The sequence below is a fragment of the Paenibacillus glycanilyticus genome (genome assembly GCF_030161375.1).
GTDB classification, from domain to species: Bacteria; Bacillota; Bacilli; order Paenibacillales; family Paenibacillaceae; genus Pristimantibacillus; species Pristimantibacillus glycanilyticus_B.
Window position 1 is genome coordinate 326,081 of the sequence record NZ_BSSQ01000001.1, and the last position, 24,871, is coordinate 350,951.

The window sequence follows — 24,871 nt, forward strand, 5'->3', positions numbered from 1 at the left end:
AACCTATATATGGAAGCAAGGTGTTGGCCAAGTGAGAGCTAGATTTATTCCTGTTATTTTGTTTTTCCTTCTCTTATTTACGCTGGTGAACGGGTATATCGGCTGGAACGGATGGGTTTATCTATCCGCGTTGTTCGGGCTCGAACATGCCTTGCCGTACGGTATTATCGTTGGCGTCCTCTCCTTTGCCTGGCTCATCGGACGGTTCGGACAACATTCGGTTGCCCCGATTCGCCAAATTGCTTATGCGCTGAAATCGATCGGTTCCTACTGGTTTGCCGTCATGGAATACGGCCTTATTATTCTTCCGGTAGCCGATCTTATTGTCTGGCTGCTCACGCTTATGTCCGTTGCTTACAAGACGGCCGTCGTTTCCGTTGGGACCGTCACCTTTGTACTATTGGCTTCGATCCTGATCCGGGGCGCCTGGAACGCTTGGACGCCTATCGTCCGCAAATACGAGCTGACGGTTGCGAAGCAAGCCGGCCCGCTTAAGAAACTGCGAATCGGAGTTGCTTCGGATATCCATCTGGGTACCGTAGTTGGCAATAAACATCTCGGCAGGCTTGTCCGCCATATGGAAGAAATGAAGCCGGACCTTATTCTGCTCCCTGGCGACGTCATCGACGATAGCATCGACCCGTTTATCAGACGCAATATGGCTGCAACGATGAAGAACCTGAAAGCGCCGCTTGGCGTATATGCCGTCCTTGGCAATCATGAATATATAGGCGGCCATATTAAGGAGTATATCGCGGCTATGAACGCCGTCGGCATCCGTGTTCTGCTAGACGAAAACGTGCTTGTACAAGACAGCTTCTACATCGTTGGACGCAAGGACCTTGCCGCGCGCCATAGCGATCCGGAAGGACGTCTCCCTATCGGTGAACTAATCTCGGATCTGGACAGAACAAGACCGTTAATTATGATGGACCATCAGCCTTCCGATCTGGAGCAAGCCGCGGCAAACGGCATCGACCTTTCCTTATCCGGCCATACCCACCGCGGGCAGATGGCTCCGAACCATCTGATCACAAGGCGTATTTTCGAATTAGACTGGGGCTACAAGCTGAAAGGAAGTCTTCACGCGATTGTCTCCTCGGGGTTTGGATCCTGGGGGCCGCCAATCCGTATTGGAAGCCGTTCGGAAATTATTCAAGTCGATCTTACTTTCAACCCTTAACCAAAAACCTGCCTCATGGCATGAAACTTCATGAGCCTTACCCTCGTATAGAGTTTGCATTCAGCCCTATTCCAGGAGGGACTTCCTACATATGACAGAATCCTTATTCGATCGATTAACAGAAGCAAAGGAACGTAAATATGAGCTGGAAAAGGCCATACGCAAGCAAAGTCAATTCCGATCCAGATTAAATGAACTCGAACGGCAAATCATACGGCTGGAGGTTGATCTCGAATCCGAGCAAGCCGATGTCGATAAGCTTACGCGGATGTCCTTGACGAATCTGTTCCACACCCTTCTCCGCAGCAAGGATGAACAGCTTGAAATGGAGCGCCAGCAGGCGCTTGCAGCGGCACTCAAGCTTACGGAAGCTACGCAGGAACGCGACATGCTTAAAGACGAGATTACGCAAGCAGGCGTGACCATTACGGCCTACCAAAGCGCCGATCAGGACTACAAGAGAATTATGCTGGAACAGGAGCAAGCGCTCCGGAGCATGCCGGGGAAAGCCTCCGAGCTGCTCGCCATGGAAAATTCAGTTGCGGCCCAGCAAGTCATCGTGCGCGAATTAAACGAAGCGTTCACTGCCGGCAAACGGGTACTTGCTTCGCTTGAGCCTGCCATAGATAGTCTCGAGAAAGCGATTAACTGGGGCAACTGGGATACCTGGGGCAACGGCGGTCTTATATCTACCCATATCAAACATGAGCATATCGACGCCGCCAAATCGTCTATTTCGGCGGCGAATCATGAACTAAGAAGCTTCCAGGATGAGCTTGCGGATTTGGAACGCAGCCTGGATATCCGCATCGATATAAGCGGTCTGCTCAAATTCGGGGATTATTGGTTTGACGGACTAATTACCGACTGGATCGTGCAGAAACGGATCAAAGATACGCAGGACCGTACTTGCGAAGCGGCGCACGAGGTCAGAACGGTCGTGAAAAAGCTGCAAGCGGAATATACAACCGCGGAAGCCGCCTTAAACGGAATGACGGCAAGACGCATCGCTTGGCTGGAACAGCAGCAAACAAACTGAAACTAAAAACAGCTCAAGAAAAAACGGCCGGCGCCTTAAGCGCTGGCCGTTCCTCTATTCAAACCTTTCGTATAGCTCATGCTTGCGAGCAAGAAATAGATCGTCTGCATAACGACGAAGATCCCGATAATGACAAGCGAATACAGCCACACGCTGGACGCCATCAAGCCGTCAAGCGCCTTCATCGCAAATAACGCATGAATGGTGCCGATCAAACATGGCAGATAGAAAATAATGCCGATCTGCGTCACTGTTATTTTTCGAATTTCCTGCTTGGTCATCCCGATTCGTTTCAAGGCGTTAAATTGCGCCTGGTCTTCCTGAAGTTCGGTAAACATTTTGAAATAAATCAAACTACCGGATGCGATAAAGAACAACAAACTAATGAACAAACCAATAAACAAAGTGAGAGAGCTTGTTTCCTTCATATTGGCAAAGCTATCTGCCCGATGTCGGTCCATTTGTCCTACGAGATCCTTCGATACATCCAGCTTCTTAAGTGCGGGGCCGGCATTCTCCCAATCCTTCACTTCATACCCGTACCATACAAGCTGGTCGTTCTCGGGTACGCCCGCAAGCATTTGTTTATAATTGCCGTCATCCATAATGACCGTCATCCAGTTCATATCCGTCTGGTTCATGACGCTGTCGGACAAGACGGAGGCTACCTTATAATCAAAAGCTTTGCCATTCACCGTCCCTTGGAAGCGTTCAATAGGCGGGTTGAAAGATCCCGGCATCGCTACCGTGTCCGGCTTCAAATGAAGCTTCTTTTTCCCCTGCGCTGCCGCCAGACGGTTATAGTCGGATACCGAAATCATCATCGTGCCCGGACTATAATCGATATTGTGCCCATTGCTCCTCGTCAGCTTAACAGCCTCAACGCTCGCCACACTTACAATCTTCTCGTCCGTAACCGGGAACCCTTCCGATCGAAGCGTGGCCTTCATCTTGTCCGGATCAATAACGGCATGACTTTGCAGTCCCTTCTCCAATACCGCAATCGAATAAGGATAATACTGAAAAATCTGCTTCTTGGCACTAACCTGCATCAGATAAAAGGTGCCTGACGCCGTCAGGATGACAGCGCTCATGATCGATACCATAAACAAAATACGCGCGTTATCCTTCAGCTTATACCCAAGCTGCGAAAGGACAACCATATTCGTCCTGTTGTAGAAGACGGAATGGCGCTTCTGCAGAAACCGAATAAGCAGTACGCTGAATTGCGTAAACAGAAAATACGTCCCGATCGTAACCGTCACTAATATAAGAATAGCCATATAGAAGAAATTGTACGAATCAAGCAGCAGCGCCATCGTATAACCGGAGCCTAGCGATACCAGCGCCAGTCCGACTAGCCATGGAGAGAACAACAGCTCTCCCTTTGGTTTGCGGCCTGCCTTAAACAGTTCGACCAACTCGACTTTGCCGATGCGCAGGGAAGTTAGAACCGCGATTGCAACAAACAACACAAAGAAACCGATCCCGGTTATCCCGAGAGACTTAAGCGGTACCGCAAAAGGAATCGGATCCGACACCTTAAGAAAGACCGACAAAGCCATAAAAAACAGCTTGCTGAATAACATGCCAAGCCCGATCCCCACGCCTATGGATAACAAGGCGAGCGCAATGCTTTCATAGATAACAAGCTTTCTAAGCTGAGCTTTGGTCATCCCGAATAAGGACAACAGACCAAATTCCTGCTTGCGCGTTTTGAGAAAAGCAGAGTTGGAATACAGCACGAACAAGAACGAGAAGATACCGATAATATAAAGGCAGAACATCATTCCTCTTCTCACCTTGGCGGCCTGCTCAATATGTCCGTTTACGACATCCGGATGAAAGATAAACGAAGAGTACATATAAAAGATCAATACGGAAAATACGCAGCTGAGGAAAAAGGCACTGTAAGAACGCCAATTGCCTTTCATGTTGCTAAGCGCGAGCGAACGGAACGTCATCGAAATTACCTCCCAGTACACTAAGCGCATCCAGAATCTGCTGGAAAAAGGCTTGCCGGTTTGTTCCTCTCCGGATTTCGGAGAACAACTTGCCGTCTTTAATAAACACAATGCGCTCGCAATAACTTGCGGAGAACGGATCATGCGTCACCATTAACACCGTAGCCCGCAAACGTTCATTCATATCCTTCAGCGCATCCATAACATCCTTGGCCGCTTTGGAATCCAGGTTGCCGGTAAGTTCGTCAGCGAGCACAAGCGCCGGCTGATGAATGATTGCCCGGGCAATAGCGGCCCGTTGCTTCTGACCGCCGGACACTTCATAAGTACGCTTGTCCAAGATCCCTTCGATATTAAGCAGGATAGCAAGCGGCTTCAGCTTCTCCTCAATGACACGCGGGGCGGCCCCTTCCAATACAAGCGGTAAAATGATGTTTTCCTTAATGGTCATCGTATCCAGCAGGTTGAAATCCTGGAACACAAAGCCTAGTTCTCTGCGCCGGAACAACGCCAGCTTCTTGTCGCTCAGCTTCCCCGGCTGCACGCCGTTTATTTCAAGTTCTCCCGATGTCGGACGGTCAATAGTGGCAAGCAGATTAAGAAGAGTTGTTTTCCCGCTTCCCGACGGTCCCATAACGCCAACAAACTCGCCGGCCTCAATATTGAGATCAATATCCTCCAACGCACGGTAGGATATATTCCCTTTCGAATGATAAACCTTGCCAATCCCTTTCGTTCGCAAAACGCTCATCGTATTAGTCTCCTTCACTCGCAAAAGCTCGTTTTCATGATTATGGACTCAGTATAGCCTCTCGAGCCGTGTTGAACCCATCGATTTACCTTTCAATTGGAGGTTGGGAACCTTACGATTTTGTCATGTTTAGCGTTTAACGGAGCAAATGGATTCCTTCGGGTTGAAACTTGACCGTTACTGTCGTTCCAATACCCGCTTCCGATTCGACATCCAGTTCATGGCCCAGGCGACCGCATACTTGCTTGGCCAGATAAAGCCCCATGCCCGTCGACTCTTCAACGGCACGTCCATTTTCCCCCGTAAAAAAAGGATCAAAAATTCGTGGCAAATCATGCGCCTCAATACCAATTCCTTCATCTATAACCAACAGCCTGACGCTGCTCAAATCCTTCTCCTGCTCAATGCGGACGATAAGCTTTTTGGACCCGGGCTTGCGCTTGGAATATTTGATAGCGTTGCCGATCAGCTGGTTCAATATAAAAGTCAGCCATTTCTCATCCGTTTCGACAACCGCTTCCCCTTCGATCTTCGGAAAGATCGAATGGCGGATGCAGAGCTGCTTATGGGCATTAATGACGCGACGGGCCGTTTCCTGAAGCGGAATCGATCGGAGATGCAGGTCAAATTCCATCTTGTCGAGTCTTGCCGTATGGAGCATCATATCGAGCCCTCTTGTCATCCTGCCCGCCTCTTCGCGAATGCTCTGCAGCCTGTCCGAATCGGCTTGGGCGGAGCCGCCTTCCTGCAGCGCCTCCTGAACTAGCAAATCAATGACCGAAACGGGCGTCTTCATATGGTGCACCCATTGCAGAACAAAATGATTATGTTGCTCCTGCTGCCTGCGATATTGGCTTAAATCCGTCAAATAAGCGCCATATTGCGCAGCCAGCAGCCGCTGCACAGCAATCTGCTCCGTCGTTACCCCTGCGGTTACCACCATGGAGGCTTTGAGCTCCGACCCGCCGGCAATCGCCTCGTGAAGCTGTTTATAGTACCTTCTCTGCCGTAAATAATCGACCGTTAAGCCAACTACAAGCAGGAAAGCGGCTACTTCGACAAAATAGTAGACAAGGCCGGCATCCGCTTCCTTCTCATACCTTAGCTTGTCCAGCGCAAACATCGCCGAGGCTAACGCCATGCCTAATAGATAAGTTACGATTAGAACTTTGCGATCCCATAAATACGAACGGATCATGCTCTAACCTCCCGCAATGCCTCCGCATTAAGCCTGTAGCCTTGCCCGCGAACCGTCTCGATCGCTTTGTTGACCCCGACCTCCTCAAGCTTCTTCCGAAGCCGGGTTACGTTAACCGTCAACGTATTGTCATCCACGAACTGCACATCATCCCATAACGATTCCAGCAGCTGTTCCCTCGCGACAATCTCGTCCGGCCTTTTTAGAAAAGCTTCTGCCAGCAGACGTTCGTTCTTCGTTAATTCCGTCCGTTGCCCTCTCCAATCCAGCTCATTGCGGCTCAAATTCAAACGCAAGCCATACAGCTCCAGTTCTGCAGAAGACGCCGAAGCTGCCGCGTATTCCCCGTATGCGCGCCTTAACGCGCCCTTCACCTTCGCGAGCAGCAGATCCAAATGAATCGGCTTAGGAAGATAGTCATCTCCACCGTTCTCGATAGCCATGACCTGGTCCATCTCCCCTTCGCGGGCGGAGATAAACAGAATCGGGACGTTTGACCGCGTACGAATTTGTCTGCACCAATAAAATCCGTCATAATACGGCAAATTGATATCGAGCAATACAAGATGCGGTTCAAACGCCGTAAATTCAAGCATAAGCTCCTTGAAATTATCCGCTCGTTTCGCCTCAAATTCGTATTTCTCCATCGTGGATTTCAATACCGCGCCTATCTTGTCATCGTCCTCGACGATAAATATCCGATACATCTCGACATTCCTCCCGGTACCATCATACACCTTAATATATGGATCCTTTTGTTAAAAAATCATGTAAACAGAATAACAATACGGTCATTTTCAATCAAATTAACAAAATCATTACAATTTCTAAATAATGGGATAATAATCCGCTGTTATTCTAATTTTGCTTCCGAAATAGTTCCGACGAGGCTTGCGGGGGGAAGAAATTAAGACTTGTCATACATACCGGCGAAGGGCCGTCGGACCTAGTCAACTCATTCGAAAATAAGAAAGGTGACGAACTACAAATGAAAAAAGCAGTAGTCATTTCCGTGCTCGCAACAGCAATCGGCGCATCAGCAGTTACTCCTGTAATGGCGCAATCGGCCGTACAATCGGCACAAGCGGTACAAGTTGGTTCGACAACAGTCTCCATCAACGGCAAAGCTGTCGCAATCCGCACGATTAACGCGCAAGGCGTAACGCTTGCTTCCGTACGCGACCTGGCGAAAGCGCTCGAAGCTTCGCTAAACGTATCCCGCAGCACAATTACCGTTCAGCTTAACCACAATATCGCGCAAGTACAAGATGCGGTTACGGTTAACGGTACAGCTTTTGTTGAGCCTGTAAGCTTCCTTACAAAGCTGGGTGTTGGCTACTCGAACGGCAACATCACTTCGATCAAGTTTCTTGAGAACGTAGACCAAGTAACTTGGGTAAATGCTTCGAAGCTGATCGTATCGAAATCCGGCGATACTGGCCGCGAAGATTATCTGGTTGATGCTGCGACAGGCAAAAATGAACTTCTGCTTACTTCTTCCGATACTTCTGAACTGATCGTTTCCCCTGACGGTTCGAAAGCCGCTTATTCGAATGAAGACGGCACAGTAAACGTTATTGATCTGAGCACGAAACAATCGACGCAAGTTAGCGCAGATACATCGATTAAGAATGAGATGGTATTCTCCGCTGACGGCAGCTCGATCTTCTTCTTCCAAGGCGACAAGAACTCCGTGATCTGCAAACTCAGCCTTGCTGACGGCAGCGTAACGAAAATTCTTGAAGATAAAGTTGACTACAAAGCAAACCTTGCCGTATCGGCTGACGGCACAAAAGTAGCTTACCTCCAAATCAAACAACCGGTTGTTAAGAATGACGCTACCGACGTAAGCAAAGACGATGTAACCATCGATCCAACTGGCACAGAAACGCAAGCTTACTTCTACGACTCGGCTAAAAACGATAACAAACCTGTTCAATTAACGAAGGACACAAGCGACAAAGCGTTCTTGGAACTGTCCGCTGACGGTTCGAAAGCTTACTTCGTTAGCATTAACGACGATGCAGCAGGCAGCGTAGCTTCGGTAGATACGGCTTCTCTGGAAGCAGCTAGCGTATTCAGCGCTGAAGACGTATTCCAAATGAACCAAGCTGACGGCAAACTGATCGTATTGACTGCAAAAGGCGATGCAAACAGCATTAGCGCGATTGATCCTGCTACAGGTACTGCAAGCAAACTGTACGGCGTTTCTGACGCAGTATCCGAGCTGATTGTATCGGGCAAAGGCGATATCGCGGCTATCAGCAACGGCCAAGTAGCTGTGCCTGTGAACGGCAAATTCACGACCATTACTCGCTAATACAAATAAAATTCAAGCTCATGCTTACGACAGCATGAACCATCATTTTAGGAGGATTATAACAAATGAAACTGAAATGGCTCAAAGTGGCTACGGTAGCCGCTCTTATCGCAACAGTTGGCTTTGGTTCCGTACAAGCCCCAACAAAAACAGAAGCAGCTAGCAAGCTGTCCGGCAAAATCGTAATCAATGGTTCTTCCGCTCTTCTCCCGCTGACTCTTCAAGCGGCTAACGAGTTCAAAAAGCTGAATCCGAAAGTTAAAATCTCCGCTTCGGCAGCCGGTTCGATCACTGGTCCACAATCCGTGCGCAAAGGTATCGCTGATATCGGCGCTGTTGACTGGGATGCTACGAAAGCCGTTCCTGGCTTCGAAGCTTTCACTGGTCAAGTAGCTAGCAAAGTAGCGGTTACTCCATTCGCTGCCGTCGTTAACAAAAGCGTTACCGCAACAAACCTGACAACAAAACAATTGCAAGATATCTTCTCCGGCAAAGTAACCAACTGGAAAGAAGTTGGCGGTAAAGATGCTGCGATCATCGTCGTTAACCGTGCTTTCGGCTCCGGCACGCGCGTTAACTTCCAACAAAAAGCTCTGATGGGTACTGACTTCATGACTAAAGGCTCCAACTACAAAGAAGTCAAAACAAGCGGCGACATGAAAACGGCTGTTGAATCTACGCCAGGCGCTATCGGTTACCTCGATTTCGCTTACATCACTACAAAAATGACTGGCGTAAGCATCAACGGCGTTGCCCCAACCGTAGACAACGTAATCAACGGTAAATACAAAGTCTGGGGTTACGGCTACTATATGACTAAAGGCCAACCTACTGGCGTTGTTAAAGAATTCATCAGCTATATCCAAAGCGCTAAGTTCCAGAACGGATCGCTGAAAAAGCTGAAGTTCATCCCGCTTTCCGCAATGAAATAATTCAGGTCAATCGAATATTGGTAACGGCGGCCGTCTTTCGCGAAGCGACAAGGCGGCTGCTTGCTACCGAAGGAGCCGATCAATAAATATGTTAGATACTTCATCCACTGCGGGCCAGATCGATCTGGGCGGCAGTCTTTTGACGGGAAGCGGCAAGCCGTTTGACCGCAGGAAACGCCTGTTTTTCATGAACCGCATGTTCCGTTACGTTTGTATTGCTTGCGCTGCTTTTGTCTGTCTGATCTTATTCCTCATCCTGCTCCTCATGTTCCGCACAGGCATACTGACCTTTGGCGAAGTGTCCTTCTCCGAATTTTTCCTATCTACGGAATGGAGTCCGGAAACGGAGCAATACGGCGGATTGCTATTTATTTTTGGTACATTTGCCCTTACTTTATTAACTTTGATTATTTCAGTTCCGCTCTCGCTCCTGATCGCGGTCTTTCTGTCGACCTTTGTACCCGCGTGGCTGAAAAACATGCTTCGTCCGGTCATGGACCTGCTTGTCGGCATTCCGTCCGTTGTTTACGGTTACCTGGGCTTAACTGTTCTTATTCCATTGATTCGCGATGTTACCGGCACAGGCATGGGTGATGGCCTTCTTGCAGCTGCCCTTGTACTAACGATCATGGTCTTGCCTACCATCAGCCGCATTAGCGACGACTCCATCACAGCGGTTCCCAAGAAATATAGCGACGCTTCCTATGCCCTTGGGGCTACCCGGTTCCAAACGGTTGTGAAGGTGCTTATTCCTTCGGCTCGCAGCGGGATTATGTATGCCGTTATTCTTGGCATGGCCCGCGCAATCGGCGAAACCATGGCGGTAGTTATGGTTATCGGCAATACCCCGCAAATCGCGGACAGCTTGCTTAAGCCTACTTCCGTATTGACGAGCAACATCGTTATGCAGATCGCAAACGTTCCGTTTGATTCGACCTGGAACTACGCGCTTTACTTAATGGGCTTCCTGCTGCTTGCTATTTCGCTTCTGATGATCGTTGGCGTTCGCTGGCTGCAACGGAGAGGGGTACAACACTAATGAGCAATTTAAACACTACGGCAAACAGCAATCCTTTCCGCGGCAAAAGAGGAATCAACAGCTTCAACAACCGTTTCTTTACGATTCTCGTCTGGACCGTCGGCATTGCGGTCGTCCTCTTTATTCTTGGTCTTCTTTTCCTTATCTTGAAGGACGGAATGCCAAAGCTGTCATGGAACTTCCTGTTTGGTCTGCCTAGCGAGATTGAAGAAGGCGGCGGTATCGGTCCGGCCCTCGTGAACTCCTTCTACATTCTGTTCCTGTCGCTAGTCATCTCGATCCCGCTTGGGATGGCGGCAGGCATTTATCTTGCTGAATTTGCGCCCGACAACAAGCTGATCGGATTCGTGCGGATTTGCGTCGAAGGACTTGCTTCCGTACCTTCGATCATCTTCGGTTTGTTTGGTATCGCGCTGTTCGTAGAAATGTTTCAGCTTGGCCTCACCATTCTAGGCGGCGCCGTTAGTCTCGCATTCTTGAACCTCCCGGTTCTGACCCGCGTGACGGAGGAATCCATCCGTGCCGTGCCGAAAGAGCTCAAGAGCGGTTCCTTTGCGCTTGGAGCTACACATTTACAGACGATCATGCGCGTCCTGATCCCTGCAGCGATGAACGGAATAATTACGGGGATCTGTCTTGTGGCCGGCCGCGCCTTTGGCGAAAGCGCCGTTATTATTCTAACAGCCGGCGTTACGACTTCCGGCGAGATGTGGGATTTCAGCCTGTTCTCGCCGGGCGAGACGCTGGCCGTACACTTGTGGTACGTACAGTCCGAAGCGATTGTACCGGACGCCCAAGAGATCGCCCAGAAGGCGGCTGCGGTACTCGTGTTCTTCGTTCTGCTCATTAACTTGGTGTTCCGCATTCCTCTGTGGTTGAATTCCCGTAAGATGCAGAGGTCGTAGAAGTCGAGAACTGTCACTGCGCAAGTGAATGCTCTTTCGGCCGCTGTTGCTCGGGGATTGCCTGAATCAATTGGCAGAGGTTGCTATCCCCGAGCAAAGGCGGGCACTTCGTTCCTCAAGAGCATTCACTTCCTCCGTTCCTGGCCGACTTCTTTTTTTAAACCGAAACCGGCGTCCATGAAATGGGACGCCGGTTAGGTTTGTTTATGACAGGTTGTATTTGCAACCTGTCTATATGGTCAAAAAAAAGAAGGCTGCGAAAGCCTTCTTTGATTGCGCTTTTGTTTGATTCGCCGTATAGGCGGAGCAAAAAAATGTTCTGGAAAAACGGAGCTTATGCTTACGAAGTAGCTTTCTTGCAGAAAGCTTTTAAGTGCTCGCTTTTGCTGCCGGAATCGTACCTCGTACGATAAATTCAAAGATTACGGCAGCAATGGCGATTGGAAGAACATTCTTTTGCGCAGCCTGCCCCGGCAATCAAATCATTAGCAATCGCTATCTGGCTTACCGGCAGCCGCAGCCGTACGGAAACTGCTTCCGCAGCCGCATGTTGCTGTTGCGTTCGGGTTCTCGATTGTGAAGCCGCCGCCCATAGCCGACTCTTTCCAATCGATGATAAGACCGAATAGGTACTTGATGCTGTCGTCGTCGACAACGACTTTCAGGTCGGCAACTTCCATCGCTTTGTCGTTCTCGTTCTCTTCATCGTCAAAGCCCATGCCGTAGGAGAAGCCCGTACAGCCGCCTTCCTTCACGCCAATGCGCAGGAACAATCCGGGAGTCCCTTCCTCCTCGAGCATTTCTTTTATTTTATCAGACGCTGTCTCACTAATTGTGATCATGCCTCGTCCCTCCTCTATTATAAATACGAAATAAAATGTATCGTTGTAGCCCTAGTATACTCTTCTTTTTCCGCTTCCTCAAGAGATGAGCGCCTGCCGTCTTAACGTTTATTCAAGACTTTAGGTGTTGCCGCCTTTACCTTACGGGTTTATAATAATGGAAGCTTTCTTAATCGGATGTGCAAATTTTCACAAAGGCATCGCCCAGAACGAATCCACTCTTGTTCACAAGAACGATAAATGGCTACATGCCTATGCAGCAATAGCTGCAGACCTAATTCTCAAAAAAAAGGAGGTTGCCAAGATGAACATCGCCATTCCATCTCACAATAAGCAAATGCAGTCGATTATCGACAAAGTCCGTAACGGAGAACGCCTGACGCTAGAAGACGGCGTATTCCTGTATCAATCGGACGATCTGCTTACGATTGGGCAACTAGCTAATGAAGTCAATCTTCGCAAGAACGGAAAGAAAGTCTATTTTATCGAGAATATGAGTTTGTACTTCACAAACGTTTGTGAAGCGCATTGCGCATTCTGTAACTTCCGCAGAGACGAGGGAGCACCTGGTGCCTACACTTTGTCCGGCCAAGAAATGATCGAATACGTAGAACAACACTTCCACCCTGGCGTACGAGAGTTCCATATTGTAGGCGGACATAACCCGCATGTTCCGTTCCAATATTATGTCGATTCCCTGAAGGCCCTGAACGAGCGCTTCCCTGAAGTTACGCTCAAAGCCTATACAGCTGCGGAAATCGACTTTTTCTCGCGTATTAGCGGCCTAAGCTACAAGGAAGTATTGGAAGAACTAATGAAGGTTGGCCTTAAGTCTCTGACGGGCGGCGGCGCAGAAATATTATCCGATCATTACCGCAAAAAAATGCGCGTCGACAAAGCCGATGTCAGCCAGTATCTGGAAGTGCACCGCACAGCCCATAATCTTGGCCTGCGCACGCATACAACAATGCTGTACGGCTCGATTGAATCCCATGAAGACCGTGTCCGCCACATGATGCAAATCCGCGATTTGCAGGACGAAACAAACGGCTTCCAGGTATTCATTCCGCTCTCGATGCAGCCGATCAATCCGAAAGCCGGCATTCGCCGCCGCAATTCGGCCTATGAGGATCTGAAGACGATCGCGATCAGCCGTCTGATGCTTGATAACATCCAGCACATTAAAGCTTACTTCATTAACATTGGCACGCAGTTGACGCAAGTTGCATTAACGATGGGCGCATCTGACGCTCACGGTACCATTGTAAAAGAAAAAATCAGCCATGCGGCTGGCGCATTAACGCCTGAAGGCATCACGCGTGAGGATCTATTATGGCTTATTAGAGGAGCCGGACGTATTCCTGTGGAGAGAGATACGTTCTATAACGAGATCAAAGTATATGAGTAATCACGTCGTCTGAAGCACATATTAGGCACACAACAAGTCATTCATCATTTTGGAGTTGGGTAGGGAATCATATGAGAAAATTTGTTATTTTGGGCGGCGGCTACGGCGGCCAGGCTATTGCGGCAGATGTTATCGAGAAGCAGTTGCCAATCGACGTAGAAGTCGTTCTTGTTGACCGCATGCCTTATCAAGGTCTTAAGACTGAGTATTACGCGCTCGCAGCCGGAACGGTTTCGGATTTGGACATTCGCGTGAAGTTTCCGCAAGATCCGCGCATAACAACCCGTTTCGGAGAAGTGGTCGATATCGACCTCGACAATAAGCTTGTTCATCTGGAAGGCCAAGATCCAATCGATTACGAGTGGCTCGTCGTAGGTCTCGGATGTACCGATAATTACCATGGCATCGAAGGGGCTGAGGAGTTCTCCTCCAGCATCCAAACCTTTTCTAACGCGCGCAAAACCTATCAGCAGCTGAACGACGTGAAGCCTTACGGCCAAGTGTCGATCATCGGCGGCGGTCTTAGCGGCGTAGAAGTAGCTGCCGAGCTGCGCGAAGCCCGTTCCGATCTGAACATCCGCATCATTGACCGCGGACCAAGCGTTATGTCGGCCTTCCCCGGATCGCTGCAGAAGTTTGTAGCTTCCTGGTTCAGAGAGCATAACGTAGAGATGCTTAGCCACATCTCGTTAAGCCGCATTGAGCAAGGTTCGTTGTACGATTCCAATGCGAATCAAACGATCCTGACGGATGTAACGGTCTGGACAGCAGGCATTCAGCCTGTTGAAATCGTGCAGCGGATGAATCTTCCTAAAGACAAACAAGGTCGCCTTATCATAAATGAAAACCATCAATTGCCGGACTATAACGATGTGTTTATTTGCGGAGACTGCGCATCCTTGCCATTCTCGCCAAGCGGTCAAGCGGCCGGCGCGCAAGGTAAGCAAATTGCAGAGGTCATGCATGCGATTTGGAACAACAAGACGCCTAAGCTTGGCAAAATCAAGCTGAAGGGCGTAATGGGCTCCCTCGGCAAGAAGAACGGCTTTGGCCTCATGGGCAGCACGCCTATGATGGGGAAAATTCCGCGTTTGATCAAGAGCGGTATCCTCTGGAAATCGAAACGCCATTTCGGTTAATAATAGGATGATTGCTTAAACTAATCTCTGCTGACGGCTTCATAAATACGGTCATTCAAGTCCTCTGTTGTATCGGCTGCGATAATCGTACCGTCAACTAAAGCAAATGGCTTCAAATAACATTCGCCGCAGTTGCCGAGGCATCCGTATTCAATGACCTTCAGCCGATCATCCCGTTCAAGCTGTTTCATAATGTCTTCTGTTCCGTGATGCATATTGCCATTGCAGAACTCGACAAGCGGTTTGGACAATTTTGTAATCACCTGGCCTTAACGGTTGATATCCATTTTCATTCCTTGCACTTTGTACTATAATAGGGGAGAAAGGAGATGATTGCAATGAGTCAAACACAAGATACAATGTACGATGAAGTATTGGACGTACTGGATAAATTGCGTCCGTTCCTGCAACGCGACGGCGGTGACGTAGAACTGGTAGACGTAGAAGACGGTATCGTTAAACTTCGTCTGATGGGTGCATGCGGTAGCTGCCCAAGTTCCACAATTACGCTGAAAGCCGGTATCGAGCGCGCGCTGCTTGAAGAGGTTGAAGGCGTACAGGAAGTTATGCAGGTATTCTAAATGCTAAAGAGTCTTGCCCGCGTTCTGCAGGCAAGACTCTTTTTTTGTGCAACAGCGTTTAGCGCTCTAGAACAGGCCGTACGTCGTTGTTTCCTTGTTCGGTTCAAATGGATGCCAATCGGCGCTCCGGCTCTTCCTAACGGGTTTGAATCAGTCTACAGGCATAATCAAAGGCGAGGCGTAATGTACCTGTTACTAATTGCAAACCATGCTGGAGATCATCGGCTTGTGCTTCGATATTTTCGAGCCTGAACGCTTGCCCGTAAATTTGATGAGCCTGAGCGAGATCATCCTGCATTTCCGTATTCATATAGTGAATTTCCGTATTGCGGCGCTTCCTAAGCCGCCCCATCGGCTCTTTGAGACTTTCCTTAATGTCGTTCAGCTTCCAGGTCAAATCGGGATGCGCCTTCTTATCGCGCATGTTGCGCAAGACGGTGAAATAAGAGAAATGCGGCTTTATCCGCTCCGTCTTCATATCAAGCAGATCGTTAAGGAAAATACTCAGTTTGTCCAGCAGCGCAAAGATGCGGATAAACGCATTTTTGTCAAAATACACGTACCGCTGGTAATCAAGCTTCTCCTCCTCCGACATCTGGCTGACGGAAGTTGATTTAATCCTTTCCTTGAAGCGGCGGGCCGCATAACAGCTCTGTTCGATTTCGTTAACCGAAGCGAGCAGTCCCTGCGTCCACACCTCGTACGTGCGAAGCTTATGATCAACATCCTTGCCCGCCTCGATCTTCCCGTGCACAATGGCGATGAATTGATTCATAAGCTGTATCGCTTCCGCAAGACGGCCTTCCGGCTTCCTTTCCGGTTCATCAAATAGAAAACGCAGCATCAGGCCATCTCCGCCTCTCTTAACAACTTAGGATTTGAAGTATTCGTTCCATCTGCGGTCAACCAGCTCGGTAATATCCTCGCGCGGGAACAATTCCGCCGGATACCCTGGCTTCATGCGCGCATCAATAACAATTGGAAGTTTATAGCCAAAATGATGGCGGCGGATTTCCGCATTGGCGTAAATATCATCCGCAGGATTAAACCGGGTAAATACCGTCCATAGGAATGAGGTTTGTCCATGCGCGATATTGGCGTCATCCACAAGAATGACAAGCGGCCATTCCGTACCGCGCTCTGCCAGCCGGCTTAGCAAACGTTCAGCAAGTTGCGGCTCTGCTTCATAGGATGCACCGGATACGACGAGACATCCGCGGCAATACACTTGCGCATTCGTAATCTCATCAATAACGCCTTCCGTATAGCTCGAAGGCAGCTCCCTGATCGGCTTGCCAACGCCAAGCATAACCGCCTTGCTGCCATGATTGAATTTACCGCTTGTGTAGTCCAGCGTGTCATGGGAAGTCTCGTCAAAGACAAATAAATCCGTCTGCGGCTGGAACCGCTCAAGTACCGTTTCCAGAAGAACATCGAACCGGGACAGATCAATCGGCTGATCCGTCAGCATCAGGAATTTGGTCAGCGTCAACTGGCCTTGGCCAAGAATGCTGAAGGCTGTCGACAGCGCTTCACGCGAATAGGATTCCCTTACTACAGCCGCTGCAAGCGCATGTACGCCCGCTTCCGCGTAAGCCCATAACTCGCTGACGCCAGGCATAACCATCGGGAAAGCCGGCGCAAGCAAACGTTGTAAATATTCGCCCAAGTAGTAATCTTCCTGACGGGGCTTGCCCACGATGGTTGCCGGATAGATCGCATCCTTGCGGTGCCATACATGATTGACGTTAAACACCGGGAAATCATGTACAAGCGAGTAATAGCCGAAATGATCGCCAAACGGGCCTTCCGGCCGGCGGATATGCGGCGGTACTTGTCCGCTGATCACAAACTCGGCTTCTGCCGGAATCCGGTGCTTGCTGTGCGGATCGGATACGACAGGTAGCTTGCCGCCTAAGATCAAGGAAGCCATAAGCAGCTCCGGCAAATGCTCCGGAAGCGGCGCGATCGCCGAGGCGATCAGGGCAGGCGGGCCGCCCAAGAACACGGATACCGGCAACGCTTCGTTGCGCTGCTCCGCTTCATGGTAATGGAAGCCGCCGCCTTTATGTATTTGCCAATGCATGCCGGTCGTTGAATCATCAAAGATTTGCATGCGGTACATCCCCAAATTATGGGCTTTGCGGGATTTCATGCTTTCGGTATAAACAAGCGGCAGCGTAATAAACGGACCGCCGTCTTCCTGCCAGCTCGTTACGCGGGGAAGTCCGGCCAGCGGGTTCTGGCGTTTCAGCGTTTGAAGAATAGGCGCCGTGCCGCTTGGCACTTCTTTCATCCCTACCTTCAGCATGTCCCACATCAGTTTTCTCTCGCCCCATAACGCTTTTGGCGTTGGCGGCATGATCCGGTCCGCAGCCCCAACGATCTGCTTCATGATCTCTTCGGGACGAGTCCCGAATGCGAGATCCACCCGGCGGCTAGTACCGAACATATTCGTCAGAACGGGAAAAGGACTGCCCTTCACGTTTGTGAAAAGCAGTGCCGGTCCTTCTTGTTCGATGACGCGGCGGTGAATTTCCGCCAGCTCCAGATCAGGATCTACTTGCGCGTCAATGACAAGCAAGTCGTTCTCCTTTTTTAACACCTCTACAAATTCACGCAGGTTTTGGAAATTCAAACCTTTTCCCGTCCTTCCCGCAGCCGCCAGGAACGTATCAACATATCGCATAATATTCCAAACAAGCCCGTTATAATTAAATTATGAAGCAGGTTCGTAAACAGGAACCAGTCCTCGTTGCCGATGGTTGCCGTTAACAGCGCGCCGCTCAAGATCTGAGCAATAACAAGGATAAGCGCCCAGCCGGCGGATTTCGTAAGACCTTCCCCTTTGCCGCTGATTCGGCGGACATGAAGATATAGCCCGATTAGAGCAAGTCCAAAGATTAGCGCTCCGACACGGTGAACAAAGACTGCCGCCGTGGCGCCTTGAAGCTCCGGCACCACTTCACCGTTGCAAAGCGGCCAACCGAGGCATCCGCCGGCGGAGTCGGTATGGCGGATATAAGCGCCGAGATAAACCACGATATAGCAAAAAATAGAAACAGCCAGCATACGAGGGAAAATCGCTCTAGGAACGACAAATTCCTTAGGCTTGCCGTCCTTCACGCGATAAGACCAAACGACTAGAAGCAATGTGAATGCAAATGCAATAAGAGATATACCGAAATGAATAGCCATAACAGCCGAAGACTGATACCATACAACAGCTGCGGCGCCCATCAGCGCCTGTACGATGGTAAACAGGAGAGCTCCGCCGGCATACACAAGCGGCTCCTTGAAGTCTGGCTTATTTTTCCGAAACAGCAGGTAGGTTGCAGCAAAGGCAGCTACAACAAGCATGCCTTCAAAGCCGGTAATCAGGCGATGAGAAAATTCAATCGCAGTTTCCATTGTATAAGAGGGAATAAACTTACCGTTGCAAAGCGGCCAATCATCGCCGCACCCGCGTCCCGAATCGGTATTAGTAACTAGTGCTCCGGCGAGCAATACAAATAGCATTCCGATGCACGATGCGAGAGCAAGCGTGCGAAAACGGCCGGTAACCATAATAAAATCACCTTTTTTCGGGGTTTTGTTGTCACCTCATTATAGCGATTATAGGGGTCAAAAGCCATGTTGAAAATGTGACACTTCCTAGGGTGTGACAGTTCCGTGGCAATGATACGGATGTCAAAAAAGAACGGCTCGGGAGAAGGCTCCCGAGCCGCGTTATGATTGTCTTTTATCCCTTCTGGAGGGCATCCGCAACCTGAACGGCACGGTCCAGAAACTGTTCGATTTCGTCCCGGGTTTTGCGCAGCTTGCTCACAAACCGAATCAGCTCTTGGCCATTCCGGAATGCGATGAAGCTTGGAATGCCAAGAATGTTAAGCTCGGAGCAAAGATCGGGCAGATCGTCCCGGTCGATCTCGTAAAACTTGATTTGGCTGCCGTATTGCTGTTCTACCTCCGGCATAAACGGATCGATGTAATGGCAATCCGCGCACCATGTGGTTTTGAATACGACAACGGCAATTCCATCCGCTTGGACGGCTTCACGGAAGGCTGCGTCTGTTGTTAATTTGATCATAGCTGTCCCCTCCATTTTGCTTTTTCATAAACAGGATTAATGCACAACGCGGTCAATGACAAAGGTGTCATAACCGTAACTGTCGTCCCAGTGCACTTTCGCGCCAAGCGCATTGGCGAAATCACGGCCTGCCACGTACAAAGTGCCGTCTACGGTTTTCGTTACAAACGACCATGTCTTGGCTGTTCCGTTCACCGTTACGCGGTCGGAGCCTTCTTTCAGAACAATCGTCGTGTTTGTCGCCTCATCATAAACGGTTACGCTTTTCGTCTTTTTATCATATTTAACCGATGCTCCAAGCTGTTCAGCTACATGTCTAAGCGGAATAATCGTTACATATTTCGGCGTTACGATTGCCGGATACAGACGCGATGCCACGGACAATTCAACGGTTTGTTCGCCAACGCCTAGCTGATCCAGCAAAGAATAGGCTGCCGATTGCTTATCGAACATGCGAAGGAATTGGTAACCCTTCATCGAATCCAGCTGATCGGAGTGAATGGCTTGACTTGGAATGACCGGCGCATCAGCTTCTACATCGCCGTTAACGTTCCACATTTCGCCCTCCATATGCAGCGACAGTCCATCCAGCGGGAACAAAGCCTGTTCGCTTGGTTTCAGCGTCAGGTCAACGACCTGTTTGCGGATATCCATTTTGCCATCGACATAAAGCTCGGCTTTGATCGAAGAATCGTCGTTAAAAATCTGGCCCCGCTCTTCGCCGTTCTCTTCTTCCATCGCGGCAAGCTCTTCCTGCAAGGAAGTTAGCGTATCCACGAGTTCGTCCGTCATTTCCTTCACCATGTCTTCGGTAGTTGGCGCGTCTAGTCCGCTTTGCTCAAACGGATTAACGCCCATCTCCTCATACAGCTCAGGATGGCTGCTCATGATGGCAACGACCTGCTTCACGAACGTATCGAGTCCCTCGCGGTCCCCGGCAAGCACATCGACGTATTTTTTCACCCATGCCCAGATTTCAGTACCGCTCATCTCGGCCTTCACGTGGAATAAGGTGGTATTTACGCCGTTGATCGGTTCCTGGACCGCATTAACCGAGAGCTTGTCCGGGTTAGGCAAGTTGTCGATGAAGAACGAAGTTGCGCTGTCCGTAATTTCTTTGCCGATTGCCGTCAAGGCCTCTTCATCCGTGCCTGCTTCAGAAGCATCATCCGGATCTGCCGTTCCAAGCATGGAACCTATCCCTGAACCGGAAACGTCAATAACAATCGGAAGCTTCGCTCCTTCTACTTCAATAACCGCCGTAGTATCCGACTGTTTGATTGAGAAGCCGATGCTCGCTTTATCCCCAAGGATCAGCTTGCCGGCATAGGAAGCATGGCTTGCATCCTGCACCTTCACGCTATCCATTTGAAGTTTTACATTCGAAAACAATTTCATCATTGCTATTTCTTCTTCAGACATTCCTTCATAAGCTTCCTCATTGAACTGAAGCTTTAGTTCAACCGATTGCTTGCCTTCGGAGGAGGTTACTTTTAGCGTATTTTTGAGCACGGCATTGAAGTCTACGCCTTGGATCGCTTGACAGCCCGCAACAATGACAAGCGCCAGCGACAATAGCAGAATAATTCCCCGCTTAAATCTCTTCAGACTTTTCAATTTACAATTCTCCCTTCACTGCCAGTAATAGATTAATAGACCTATAATCCTATCTATTGTACTAGAGCTAGGGAGCATTTGTAAATGTATGGAAATCGTAGATTTATGTCGTTAATTCTGCGTTTGCGAGCGGCGAAACACCTTAAGCAGCAGGACAAACAGCTTACGCAGCGGACCAGGGAAAGACTTCGCATCCTCCATTGTAACGACGCGTAGCAAGACGAGCAGAATCAGATATAGGGCTCCGATCACCGCTCCGGCCATTACTGCAGACACAAGATACGTCAGCTTGTCCGGCCAGCTATCCGTCAGATGACGAATGCCAACCTCCGTTCCCCAACCAGCCGCTACCGAAATAACGATGGTAACGATATAGGATGGCCAACGGCTGCCCAGCACGGTAAACTTCACTTCCCTGCGAATCACTTCAAGGTTCAACCAGGTCATAATGACAAAGCAGACGCTTGTCGCCATAATGACGCCATAAACGCCGTATATCGGAGCAAGCGCATAGCTGCACAGGATTTTGAGCGCGATGCCAACGAAAGTACTCATCATCGGAATTCGCTGTTTGCCAAGCCCGAATAGAATGGAGTTGCTTGTCATCATCGTGATTTGGAAAATCGTACCTGCGGTTAATGCCGCTACAATGCCGTAACCGACCGTATCTTTGAAGAGCAGCCCCGTCACCGAATACGATGCGGCTGCAATGGTCAATGCCGCCGGCACGCCGGTAAACAGCACGATACGCATAACGAGCGATACTTGACGCTCAACTTCTTTTGTATTGCGAAGCGAATAAGCCGACGATATGACCGGAATGATTGAGGTGCTTAGCGCAATCGCAAGAATAGGCGGTATCCCGGCAACTGTCTGTGCCTTGAAACCAAGATCTCGAAGAACTTTTAGAGCCTCATGATAACCATAATAAGTCTCCGTCAACCGAACGAACAAAGACGAGTCGAACGTATAAATAATTTGAACCGTCATCGCCGTTATGACAATCGGTACCGATATGGTGAAAATTTCGCGGTATATCGAACGAAACGGAATCGCTTTCGCCGCCTTGACCGCTTCAATATCGACTTGCGACCGCTCCGCAAGATCGCCGCGGCTCAGCTTCCGTCCATAATAGAGCATAACGAGCAAAGCGCCTGCGCCGCCGATCACGTTGCCGAACGTTGCCGCTGCCGCTCCCCATTTCTCGCCTCCGTCTGCGATCGAGACGACGTAATAAGCAAGCGCTACGCCAACGATAACGCGCAAAATCTGTTCCACAATCTGCGACATGCCGCCTGCCATCATGAACTGGCGACCCTGGAAATAACCCCGCATCATCGCGATAATAGGGAAAATAAGCAAGGTTGGCGCAACCGCTCGAATCGCCACTTCAGCCCCCGGCGTTTTTGCGATATGGATCGCATAATAGGGAGCCGCCAAATACAGGACGATGGTCAATATGACGCCGGTAACGATGCCAAACAACAACGCCGCCTGGTAGACGCGTTTCGCTTCATGCTCGCGCCCAAGCGAATAACGCTCGGAGACCATCTTGCTGATCGCGCTTGGCAATCCGCCGGTTGCGATTACAAGCAGCGTCAGGTAGACGTTGTTTGCTACGGCAAAATAAGTACCGCCGGCCTCGGCCAGAATGTGGTCAAGCGGAACACGCTGAAAAATGCCGAGAAACCGCGCTATAAGCGCGGCTGCGGCTAATATTAACGTACCTTTTATTAGAGAATCTTTTTTCATTGATGTCCTACTCTTTCTTTATTGACTTGCTGGTTGCAACTATGCGTTTCCTTTGATCGGCTCGAGCGGTTGATGATTGCCGCGAACCGGTGTGCCCGCTCCGGATGGTGCAGCCCATTTCACGCCGTTCTGGATAATTTGCAGCACATGCGGATGGTAATAAGTCGGGTGAGTCTCATGTCCCGGACGGAAGTAGAATACTTTGCCTTGGCCGCGGAAGAACGTACAGCCGCTGCGGAATACTTCCCCGCCTTCAAACCAGCTGACGAAGATAAGCTCGTCCGGTGCCGGAATGTCAAAGTGCTCGCCATACATTTCTTCATGGTCAATCGTAACGTACTCCGGAATGCCAGCGGCAATCGGATGGGCCGGATTAACGGTCCAGATCCGTTCTTTTTCATTCGCTTCGCGCCATTTCAGATCGCAGCCCGTGCCCATGAGCTTTTTGAAAATTTTCGAGAAATGGCCGGAGTGCAGTACGATCAGACCCATGCCGTCCATAACCCGCTGATGTACCCGTTCAACGATCGCATCGTCTACCCGGTCATGTCCCATATGTCCCCACCAGATCAACACGTCGGTGTTGTTCAGCTTCTCTTCGGTAAGTCCGTGCTCCGGCTCTTCCAGCGTAGCTGTCTGTACCTCGATGCCTTCCCCGCGGATCCCTTCAGCCAGCGCATTATGAATGCCGTTTGGATAAACGGCTTTTACTTCCTCGTGTTCTTTCTCATGCAGAAACTCGTTCCAGACTGTAACCTTAACCATCCGATTTCCATCTCCCTTAGTTGGCCATGAGCCAAATGATGAATAAAATAATCATGCCTGCTTGAAGAATGACCTTTACGACGACACTTGTCAATAGGCCAACCAAAGATCCGATCCCTACTTTAAAAGATTTCTCGATATTCGAGCCAACCGCAAGCTCCCCGATCACGGCCCCGGCAAAAGGACCAATGATAAGTCCAAACGCCGGAATGACAAACGGTCCAAGGATCAGACCAATCGTACTGCCTATAATGGACGCTTTGGAGCCGCCGAACCGGTGTACTCCCCAGGCGCTGACCGCATGGTCCGCTATGATCAGAACGATCAGAATTAGCGTCTGAATGGTCCAGAAGACCCAGCCAAACGGCTCAAACGAGAAGAAGAATCCATATACGAAAAACGCGCCGTAAATAGCGAATACACCCGGCAGAATCGGCCAGATGGCCCCGGCCATCCCGACAACAAATAAGATGACGACTAGCGACCAGCCCAAAATATCCACGTAGGCATCAACCTTTCAATACATATTGTTTGATAAGTTCCGCGACGCCGTGCTCATTGTTGGATAAAGTTACGACATCGGCTGCTTCTTTAACCGCCTGCTGCGCATTGCCCATCGCAACGCCAAGGCCCGCTTCGCGAATGGCCGCGATATCGTTCAAGCTGTCTCCCGCCGCAACCACCTGGGACATTTCGATGCCCAGCATCGCGCATAACTCGCGTAGCCCGCTGGCTTTGGTAATGCCTTTCGCGTTCAGCTCCAGATTCTGCTCCGAAGAATTGGTGATCTCGAGCGCCCCCCATTCATTGGCTTCGTCGAAGATCCGTTTGCGGACAACGTCATCCTCGGTGTAATACCCGAATTTGAGCCAATGGTGGTCTTCGTACGTCGTAGCCGGGTCAATCCATTTCTCCAGATTGTAAATCCCGGTCGTTGAGTACGCCCAGAACCATGTCCCGGCGTATTTCAACGCCAGCTCGTGCAGCTGCTTCACATACACCGGGCTAAGCAACGTCCGTTGGTGCAGAACATGAGGCTTCTGCCAAATCTCGCTGCCATTCACCGTAATCATCGGCGTCTCCAGCTTCAGCTGCTCGGCGAACGGAAGAGCCCCGCGGAACCCCCTGCCGGTAGAAAAACTTACGGTAATGCCGGCATCCAGCGCCCGCTGAATCCATTCCGCGTTTTCGCCGCTGATTTCGCTTTGCTCATTCAGCAGCGTGCCATCCATGTCTAATGCGATTAATTTATAATTTCCCATGCTGCGACCTCCCGCTTGTTTCTACTATGCAATATTTTAGCACAGATTAAGGAGGAGATACCAAATCACGCGATGATTACATCC

24 protein-coding genes are annotated in these 24,871 nt (G+C 49.9%); 9 read left to right on the forward strand and 15 right to left on the reverse strand.

Annotated elements, in window-relative coordinates; all coding sequences use genetic code 11:
* The first annotated feature begins 31 nt into the window (after window positions 1–31).
* Both QQK89_RS01235 and QQK89_RS01240 read left to right on the forward strand, forming a co-directional pair.
* On the forward strand, window positions 32–1,183 hold the full coding sequence (locus tag QQK89_RS01235; protein WP_284236589.1) for a metallophosphoesterase: 1,152 nt from the start codon (window positions 32–34) through the stop codon (window positions 1,181–1,183).
* A gap of 91 nt (window positions 1,184–1,274) precedes the next feature.
* Entirely contained in the window at window positions 1,275–2,222 is a 948-nt protein-coding gene (locus QQK89_RS01240; protein WP_284236590.1) for a hypothetical protein, read from the forward strand.
* Window positions 2,223–2,257: 35 nt separating this feature from the next.
* Here QQK89_RS01240 and QQK89_RS01245 read toward each other — a convergent pair whose 3' ends face one another.
* The 4 genes from QQK89_RS01245 to QQK89_RS01260 all read right to left on the reverse strand — a co-directional run bounded on the left by QQK89_RS01245 (window position 2,258) and on the right by QQK89_RS01260 (window position 6,842).
* The gene (locus QQK89_RS01245; protein ID WP_284236591.1) at window positions 2,258–4,186 is read right to left on the reverse strand and encodes an ABC transporter permease; all 1,929 of its coding nucleotides are present in this window, start codon (window positions 4,184–4,186) and stop codon (window positions 2,258–2,260) included.
* Entirely contained in the window at window positions 4,161–4,937 is a 777-nt protein-coding gene (locus tag QQK89_RS01250) for an ABC transporter ATP-binding protein (protein ID WP_284236592.1), read from the reverse strand. The genes QQK89_RS01245 and QQK89_RS01250 overlap by 26 nt, the downstream gene beginning before the upstream one ends.
* A 136-nt stretch (window positions 4,938–5,073) precedes the next feature.
* Complete coding sequence (locus QQK89_RS01255; RefSeq protein ID WP_284236593.1) at window positions 5,074–6,135, reverse strand: sensor histidine kinase; 1,062 nt, start codon at window positions 6,133–6,135, stop codon at window positions 5,074–5,076.
* On the reverse strand, window positions 6,132–6,842 hold the full coding sequence (locus QQK89_RS01260; protein WP_284236595.1) for a response regulator transcription factor: 711 nt from the start codon (window positions 6,840–6,842) through the stop codon (window positions 6,132–6,134). The genes QQK89_RS01255 and QQK89_RS01260 overlap by 4 nt, the downstream gene beginning before the upstream one ends.
* A gap of 281 nt (window positions 6,843–7,123) precedes the next feature.
* Here QQK89_RS01260 and QQK89_RS01265 point away from each other — a divergent pair, with 281 nt between their 5' ends.
* The 4 genes from QQK89_RS01265 to pstA all read left to right on the forward strand — a co-directional run bounded on the left by QQK89_RS01265 (window position 7,124) and on the right by pstA (window position 11,331).
* Window positions 7,124–8,455, forward strand: a complete 1,332-nt coding sequence (locus tag QQK89_RS01265) for a hypothetical protein (RefSeq protein ID WP_284236596.1) — start codon at window positions 7,124–7,126, stop codon at window positions 8,453–8,455.
* A 65-nt stretch (window positions 8,456–8,520) separates the two neighbouring features.
* Window positions 8,521–9,387 carry a phosphate ABC transporter substrate-binding protein gene (locus tag QQK89_RS01270; RefSeq protein ID WP_284236597.1) on the forward strand — a complete coding sequence of 289 codons (867 nt, stop codon included), beginning with the start codon at window positions 8,521–8,523 and terminating at the stop codon, window positions 9,385–9,387.
* Between the two features lie 88 nt (window positions 9,388–9,475).
* Complete coding sequence (pstC, locus tag QQK89_RS01275; RefSeq protein ID WP_284236598.1) at window positions 9,476–10,426, forward strand: phosphate ABC transporter permease subunit PstC; 951 nt, start codon at window positions 9,476–9,478, stop codon at window positions 10,424–10,426.
* Window positions 10,426–11,331, forward strand: coding sequence for a phosphate ABC transporter permease PstA (pstA, locus tag QQK89_RS01280; protein ID WP_284236599.1), 906 nt, complete (start codon window positions 10,426–10,428; stop codon window positions 11,329–11,331). Before pstC ends, pstA begins: the two co-directional genes overlap by 1 nt.
* A gap of 485 nt (window positions 11,332–11,816) precedes the next feature.
* On the opposite strand, the gene QQK89_RS01285 is transcribed toward pstA, so the two are convergent.
* Complete coding sequence (locus QQK89_RS01285) at window positions 11,817–12,173, reverse strand: HesB/IscA family protein (RefSeq protein WP_284236601.1); 357 nt, start codon at window positions 12,171–12,173, stop codon at window positions 11,817–11,819.
* 304 nt (window positions 12,174–12,477) lie between these two features.
* Here QQK89_RS01285 and mqnE point away from each other — a divergent pair, with 304 nt between their 5' ends.
* A complete protein-coding gene (mqnE, locus tag QQK89_RS01290; protein WP_284236602.1) occupies window positions 12,478–13,581 on the forward strand; it encodes an aminofutalosine synthase MqnE in 1,104 nt (367 codons plus the stop codon).
* 71 nt (window positions 13,582–13,652) lie between these two features.
* On the forward strand, window positions 13,653–14,720 hold the full coding sequence (locus tag QQK89_RS01295) for an NAD(P)/FAD-dependent oxidoreductase (RefSeq protein ID WP_284236603.1): 1,068 nt from the start codon (window positions 13,653–13,655) through the stop codon (window positions 14,718–14,720).
* A gap of 20 nt (window positions 14,721–14,740) precedes the next feature.
* Here QQK89_RS01295 and QQK89_RS01300 read toward each other — a convergent pair whose 3' ends face one another.
* Entirely contained in the window at window positions 14,741–14,971 is a 231-nt protein-coding gene (locus QQK89_RS01300) for a YuzB family protein (protein ID WP_284236604.1), read from the reverse strand.
* An 87-nt stretch (window positions 14,972–15,058) separates the two neighbouring features.
* Between QQK89_RS01300 and QQK89_RS01305 the strand changes: the two genes are divergently transcribed.
* Window positions 15,059–15,301, forward strand: coding sequence for a NifU family protein (locus QQK89_RS01305; RefSeq protein WP_284236605.1), 243 nt, complete (start codon window positions 15,059–15,061; stop codon window positions 15,299–15,301).
* 136 nt (window positions 15,302–15,437) lie between these two features.
* On the opposite strand, the gene QQK89_RS01310 is transcribed toward QQK89_RS01305, so the two are convergent.
* From QQK89_RS01310 to QQK89_RS01350, 9 genes are all read right to left on the reverse strand, one after another.
* Window positions 15,438–16,145, reverse strand: a complete 708-nt coding sequence (locus QQK89_RS01310) for a Cthe_2314 family HEPN domain-containing protein (RefSeq protein ID WP_284236606.1) — start codon at window positions 16,143–16,145, stop codon at window positions 15,438–15,440.
* Between the two features lie 27 nt (window positions 16,146–16,172).
* Window positions 16,173–17,939 carry a UbiD family decarboxylase gene (locus tag QQK89_RS01315; RefSeq protein ID WP_284236607.1) on the reverse strand — a complete coding sequence of 589 codons (1,767 nt, stop codon included), beginning with the start codon at window positions 17,937–17,939 and terminating at the stop codon, window positions 16,173–16,175.
* Window positions 17,936–18,868: a COX15/CtaA family protein gene (locus tag QQK89_RS01320; protein WP_284236608.1), complete on the reverse strand. Its 933-nt coding sequence runs from the start codon at window positions 18,866–18,868 to the stop codon at window positions 17,936–17,938. The genes QQK89_RS01315 and QQK89_RS01320 overlap by 4 nt, the downstream gene beginning before the upstream one ends.
* A gap of 175 nt (window positions 18,869–19,043) precedes the next feature.
* On the reverse strand, window positions 19,044–19,391 hold the full coding sequence (locus QQK89_RS01325) for a thioredoxin family protein (protein ID WP_284236609.1): 348 nt from the start codon (window positions 19,389–19,391) through the stop codon (window positions 19,044–19,046).
* Between the two features lie 36 nt (window positions 19,392–19,427).
* Window positions 19,428–21,008: a copper amine oxidase N-terminal domain-containing protein gene (locus QQK89_RS01330; protein ID WP_284236610.1), complete on the reverse strand. Its 1,581-nt coding sequence runs from the start codon at window positions 21,006–21,008 to the stop codon at window positions 19,428–19,430.
* A 111-nt stretch (window positions 21,009–21,119) separates the two neighbouring features.
* Complete coding sequence (locus QQK89_RS01335) at window positions 21,120–22,760, reverse strand: putative polysaccharide biosynthesis protein (RefSeq protein ID WP_284236611.1); 1,641 nt, start codon at window positions 22,758–22,760, stop codon at window positions 21,120–21,122.
* Window positions 22,761–22,799: 39 nt separating this feature from the next.
* Window positions 22,800–23,525 (reverse strand): ThuA domain-containing protein, encoded by a 726-nt coding sequence (locus tag QQK89_RS01340; RefSeq protein ID WP_284236612.1) that lies wholly within the window; start codon window positions 23,523–23,525, stop codon window positions 22,800–22,802.
* 16 nt (window positions 23,526–23,541) lie between these two features.
* Window positions 23,542–24,027: a DUF456 domain-containing protein gene (locus tag QQK89_RS01345; RefSeq protein WP_284236613.1), complete on the reverse strand. Its 486-nt coding sequence runs from the start codon at window positions 24,025–24,027 to the stop codon at window positions 23,542–23,544.
* A gap of 7 nt (window positions 24,028–24,034) precedes the next feature.
* Entirely contained in the window at window positions 24,035–24,787 is a 753-nt protein-coding gene (locus tag QQK89_RS01350; protein ID WP_284236614.1) for a Cof-type HAD-IIB family hydrolase, read from the reverse strand.
* Between the last annotated feature and the right edge of the window lie 84 nt (window positions 24,788–24,871).

Coding starts and splice junctions, on each gene's coding strand:
- QQK89_RS01340 (WP_284236612.1), bottom strand. CDS start 23,525: ATGGTTAAGGTTACAGTCTGGAACGAGTTTCTGCATGAGAAAGAACAC.
- QQK89_RS01260 (WP_284236595.1), bottom strand. CDS start 6,842: ATGTATCGGATATTTATCGTCGAGGACGATGACAAGATAGGCGCGGTA.
- QQK89_RS01350 (WP_284236614.1), bottom strand. CDS start 24,787: ATGGGAAATTATAAATTAATCGCATTAGACATGGATGGCACGCTGCTG.
- QQK89_RS01305 (WP_284236605.1), top strand. CDS start 15,059: ATGAGTCAAACACAAGATACAATGTACGATGAAGTATTGGACGTACTG.
- QQK89_RS01295 (WP_284236603.1), top strand. CDS start 13,653: ATGAGAAAATTTGTTATTTTGGGCGGCGGCTACGGCGGCCAGGCTATT.
- QQK89_RS01265 (WP_284236596.1), top strand. CDS start 7,124: ATGAAAAAAGCAGTAGTCATTTCCGTGCTCGCAACAGCAATCGGCGCA.
- QQK89_RS01335 (WP_284236611.1), bottom strand. CDS start 22,760: ATGAAAAAAGATTCTCTAATAAAAGGTACGTTAATATTAGCCGCAGCC.
- QQK89_RS01240 (WP_284236590.1), top strand. CDS start 1,275: ATGACAGAATCCTTATTCGATCGATTAACAGAAGCAAAGGAACGTAAA.
- pstA (WP_284236599.1), top strand. CDS start 10,426: ATGAGCAATTTAAACACTACGGCAAACAGCAATCCTTTCCGCGGCAAA.
- QQK89_RS01320 (WP_284236608.1), bottom strand. CDS start 18,868: ATGGTTACCGGCCGTTTTCGCACGCTTGCTCTCGCATCGTGCATCGGA.
- QQK89_RS01250 (WP_284236592.1), bottom strand. CDS start 4,937: ATGAGCGTTTTGCGAACGAAAGGGATTGGCAAGGTTTATCATTCGAAA.
- QQK89_RS01255 (WP_284236593.1), bottom strand. CDS start 6,135: ATGATCCGTTCGTATTTATGGGATCGCAAAGTTCTAATCGTAACTTAT.
- QQK89_RS01285 (WP_284236601.1), bottom strand. CDS start 12,173: ATGATCACAATTAGTGAGACAGCGTCTGATAAAATAAAAGAAATGCTC.
- QQK89_RS01245 (WP_284236591.1), bottom strand. CDS start 4,186: ATGACGTTCCGTTCGCTCGCGCTTAGCAACATGAAAGGCAATTGGCGT.
- QQK89_RS01310 (WP_284236606.1), bottom strand. CDS start 16,145: ATGCTGCGTTTTCTATTTGATGAACCGGAAAGGAAGCCGGAAGGCCGT.
- pstC (WP_284236598.1), top strand. CDS start 9,476: ATGTTAGATACTTCATCCACTGCGGGCCAGATCGATCTGGGCGGCAGT.
- QQK89_RS01270 (WP_284236597.1), top strand. CDS start 8,521: ATGAAACTGAAATGGCTCAAAGTGGCTACGGTAGCCGCTCTTATCGCA.
- QQK89_RS01325 (WP_284236609.1), bottom strand. CDS start 19,391: ATGATCAAATTAACAACAGACGCAGCCTTCCGTGAAGCCGTCCAAGCG.
- mqnE (WP_284236602.1), top strand. CDS start 12,478: ATGAACATCGCCATTCCATCTCACAATAAGCAAATGCAGTCGATTATC.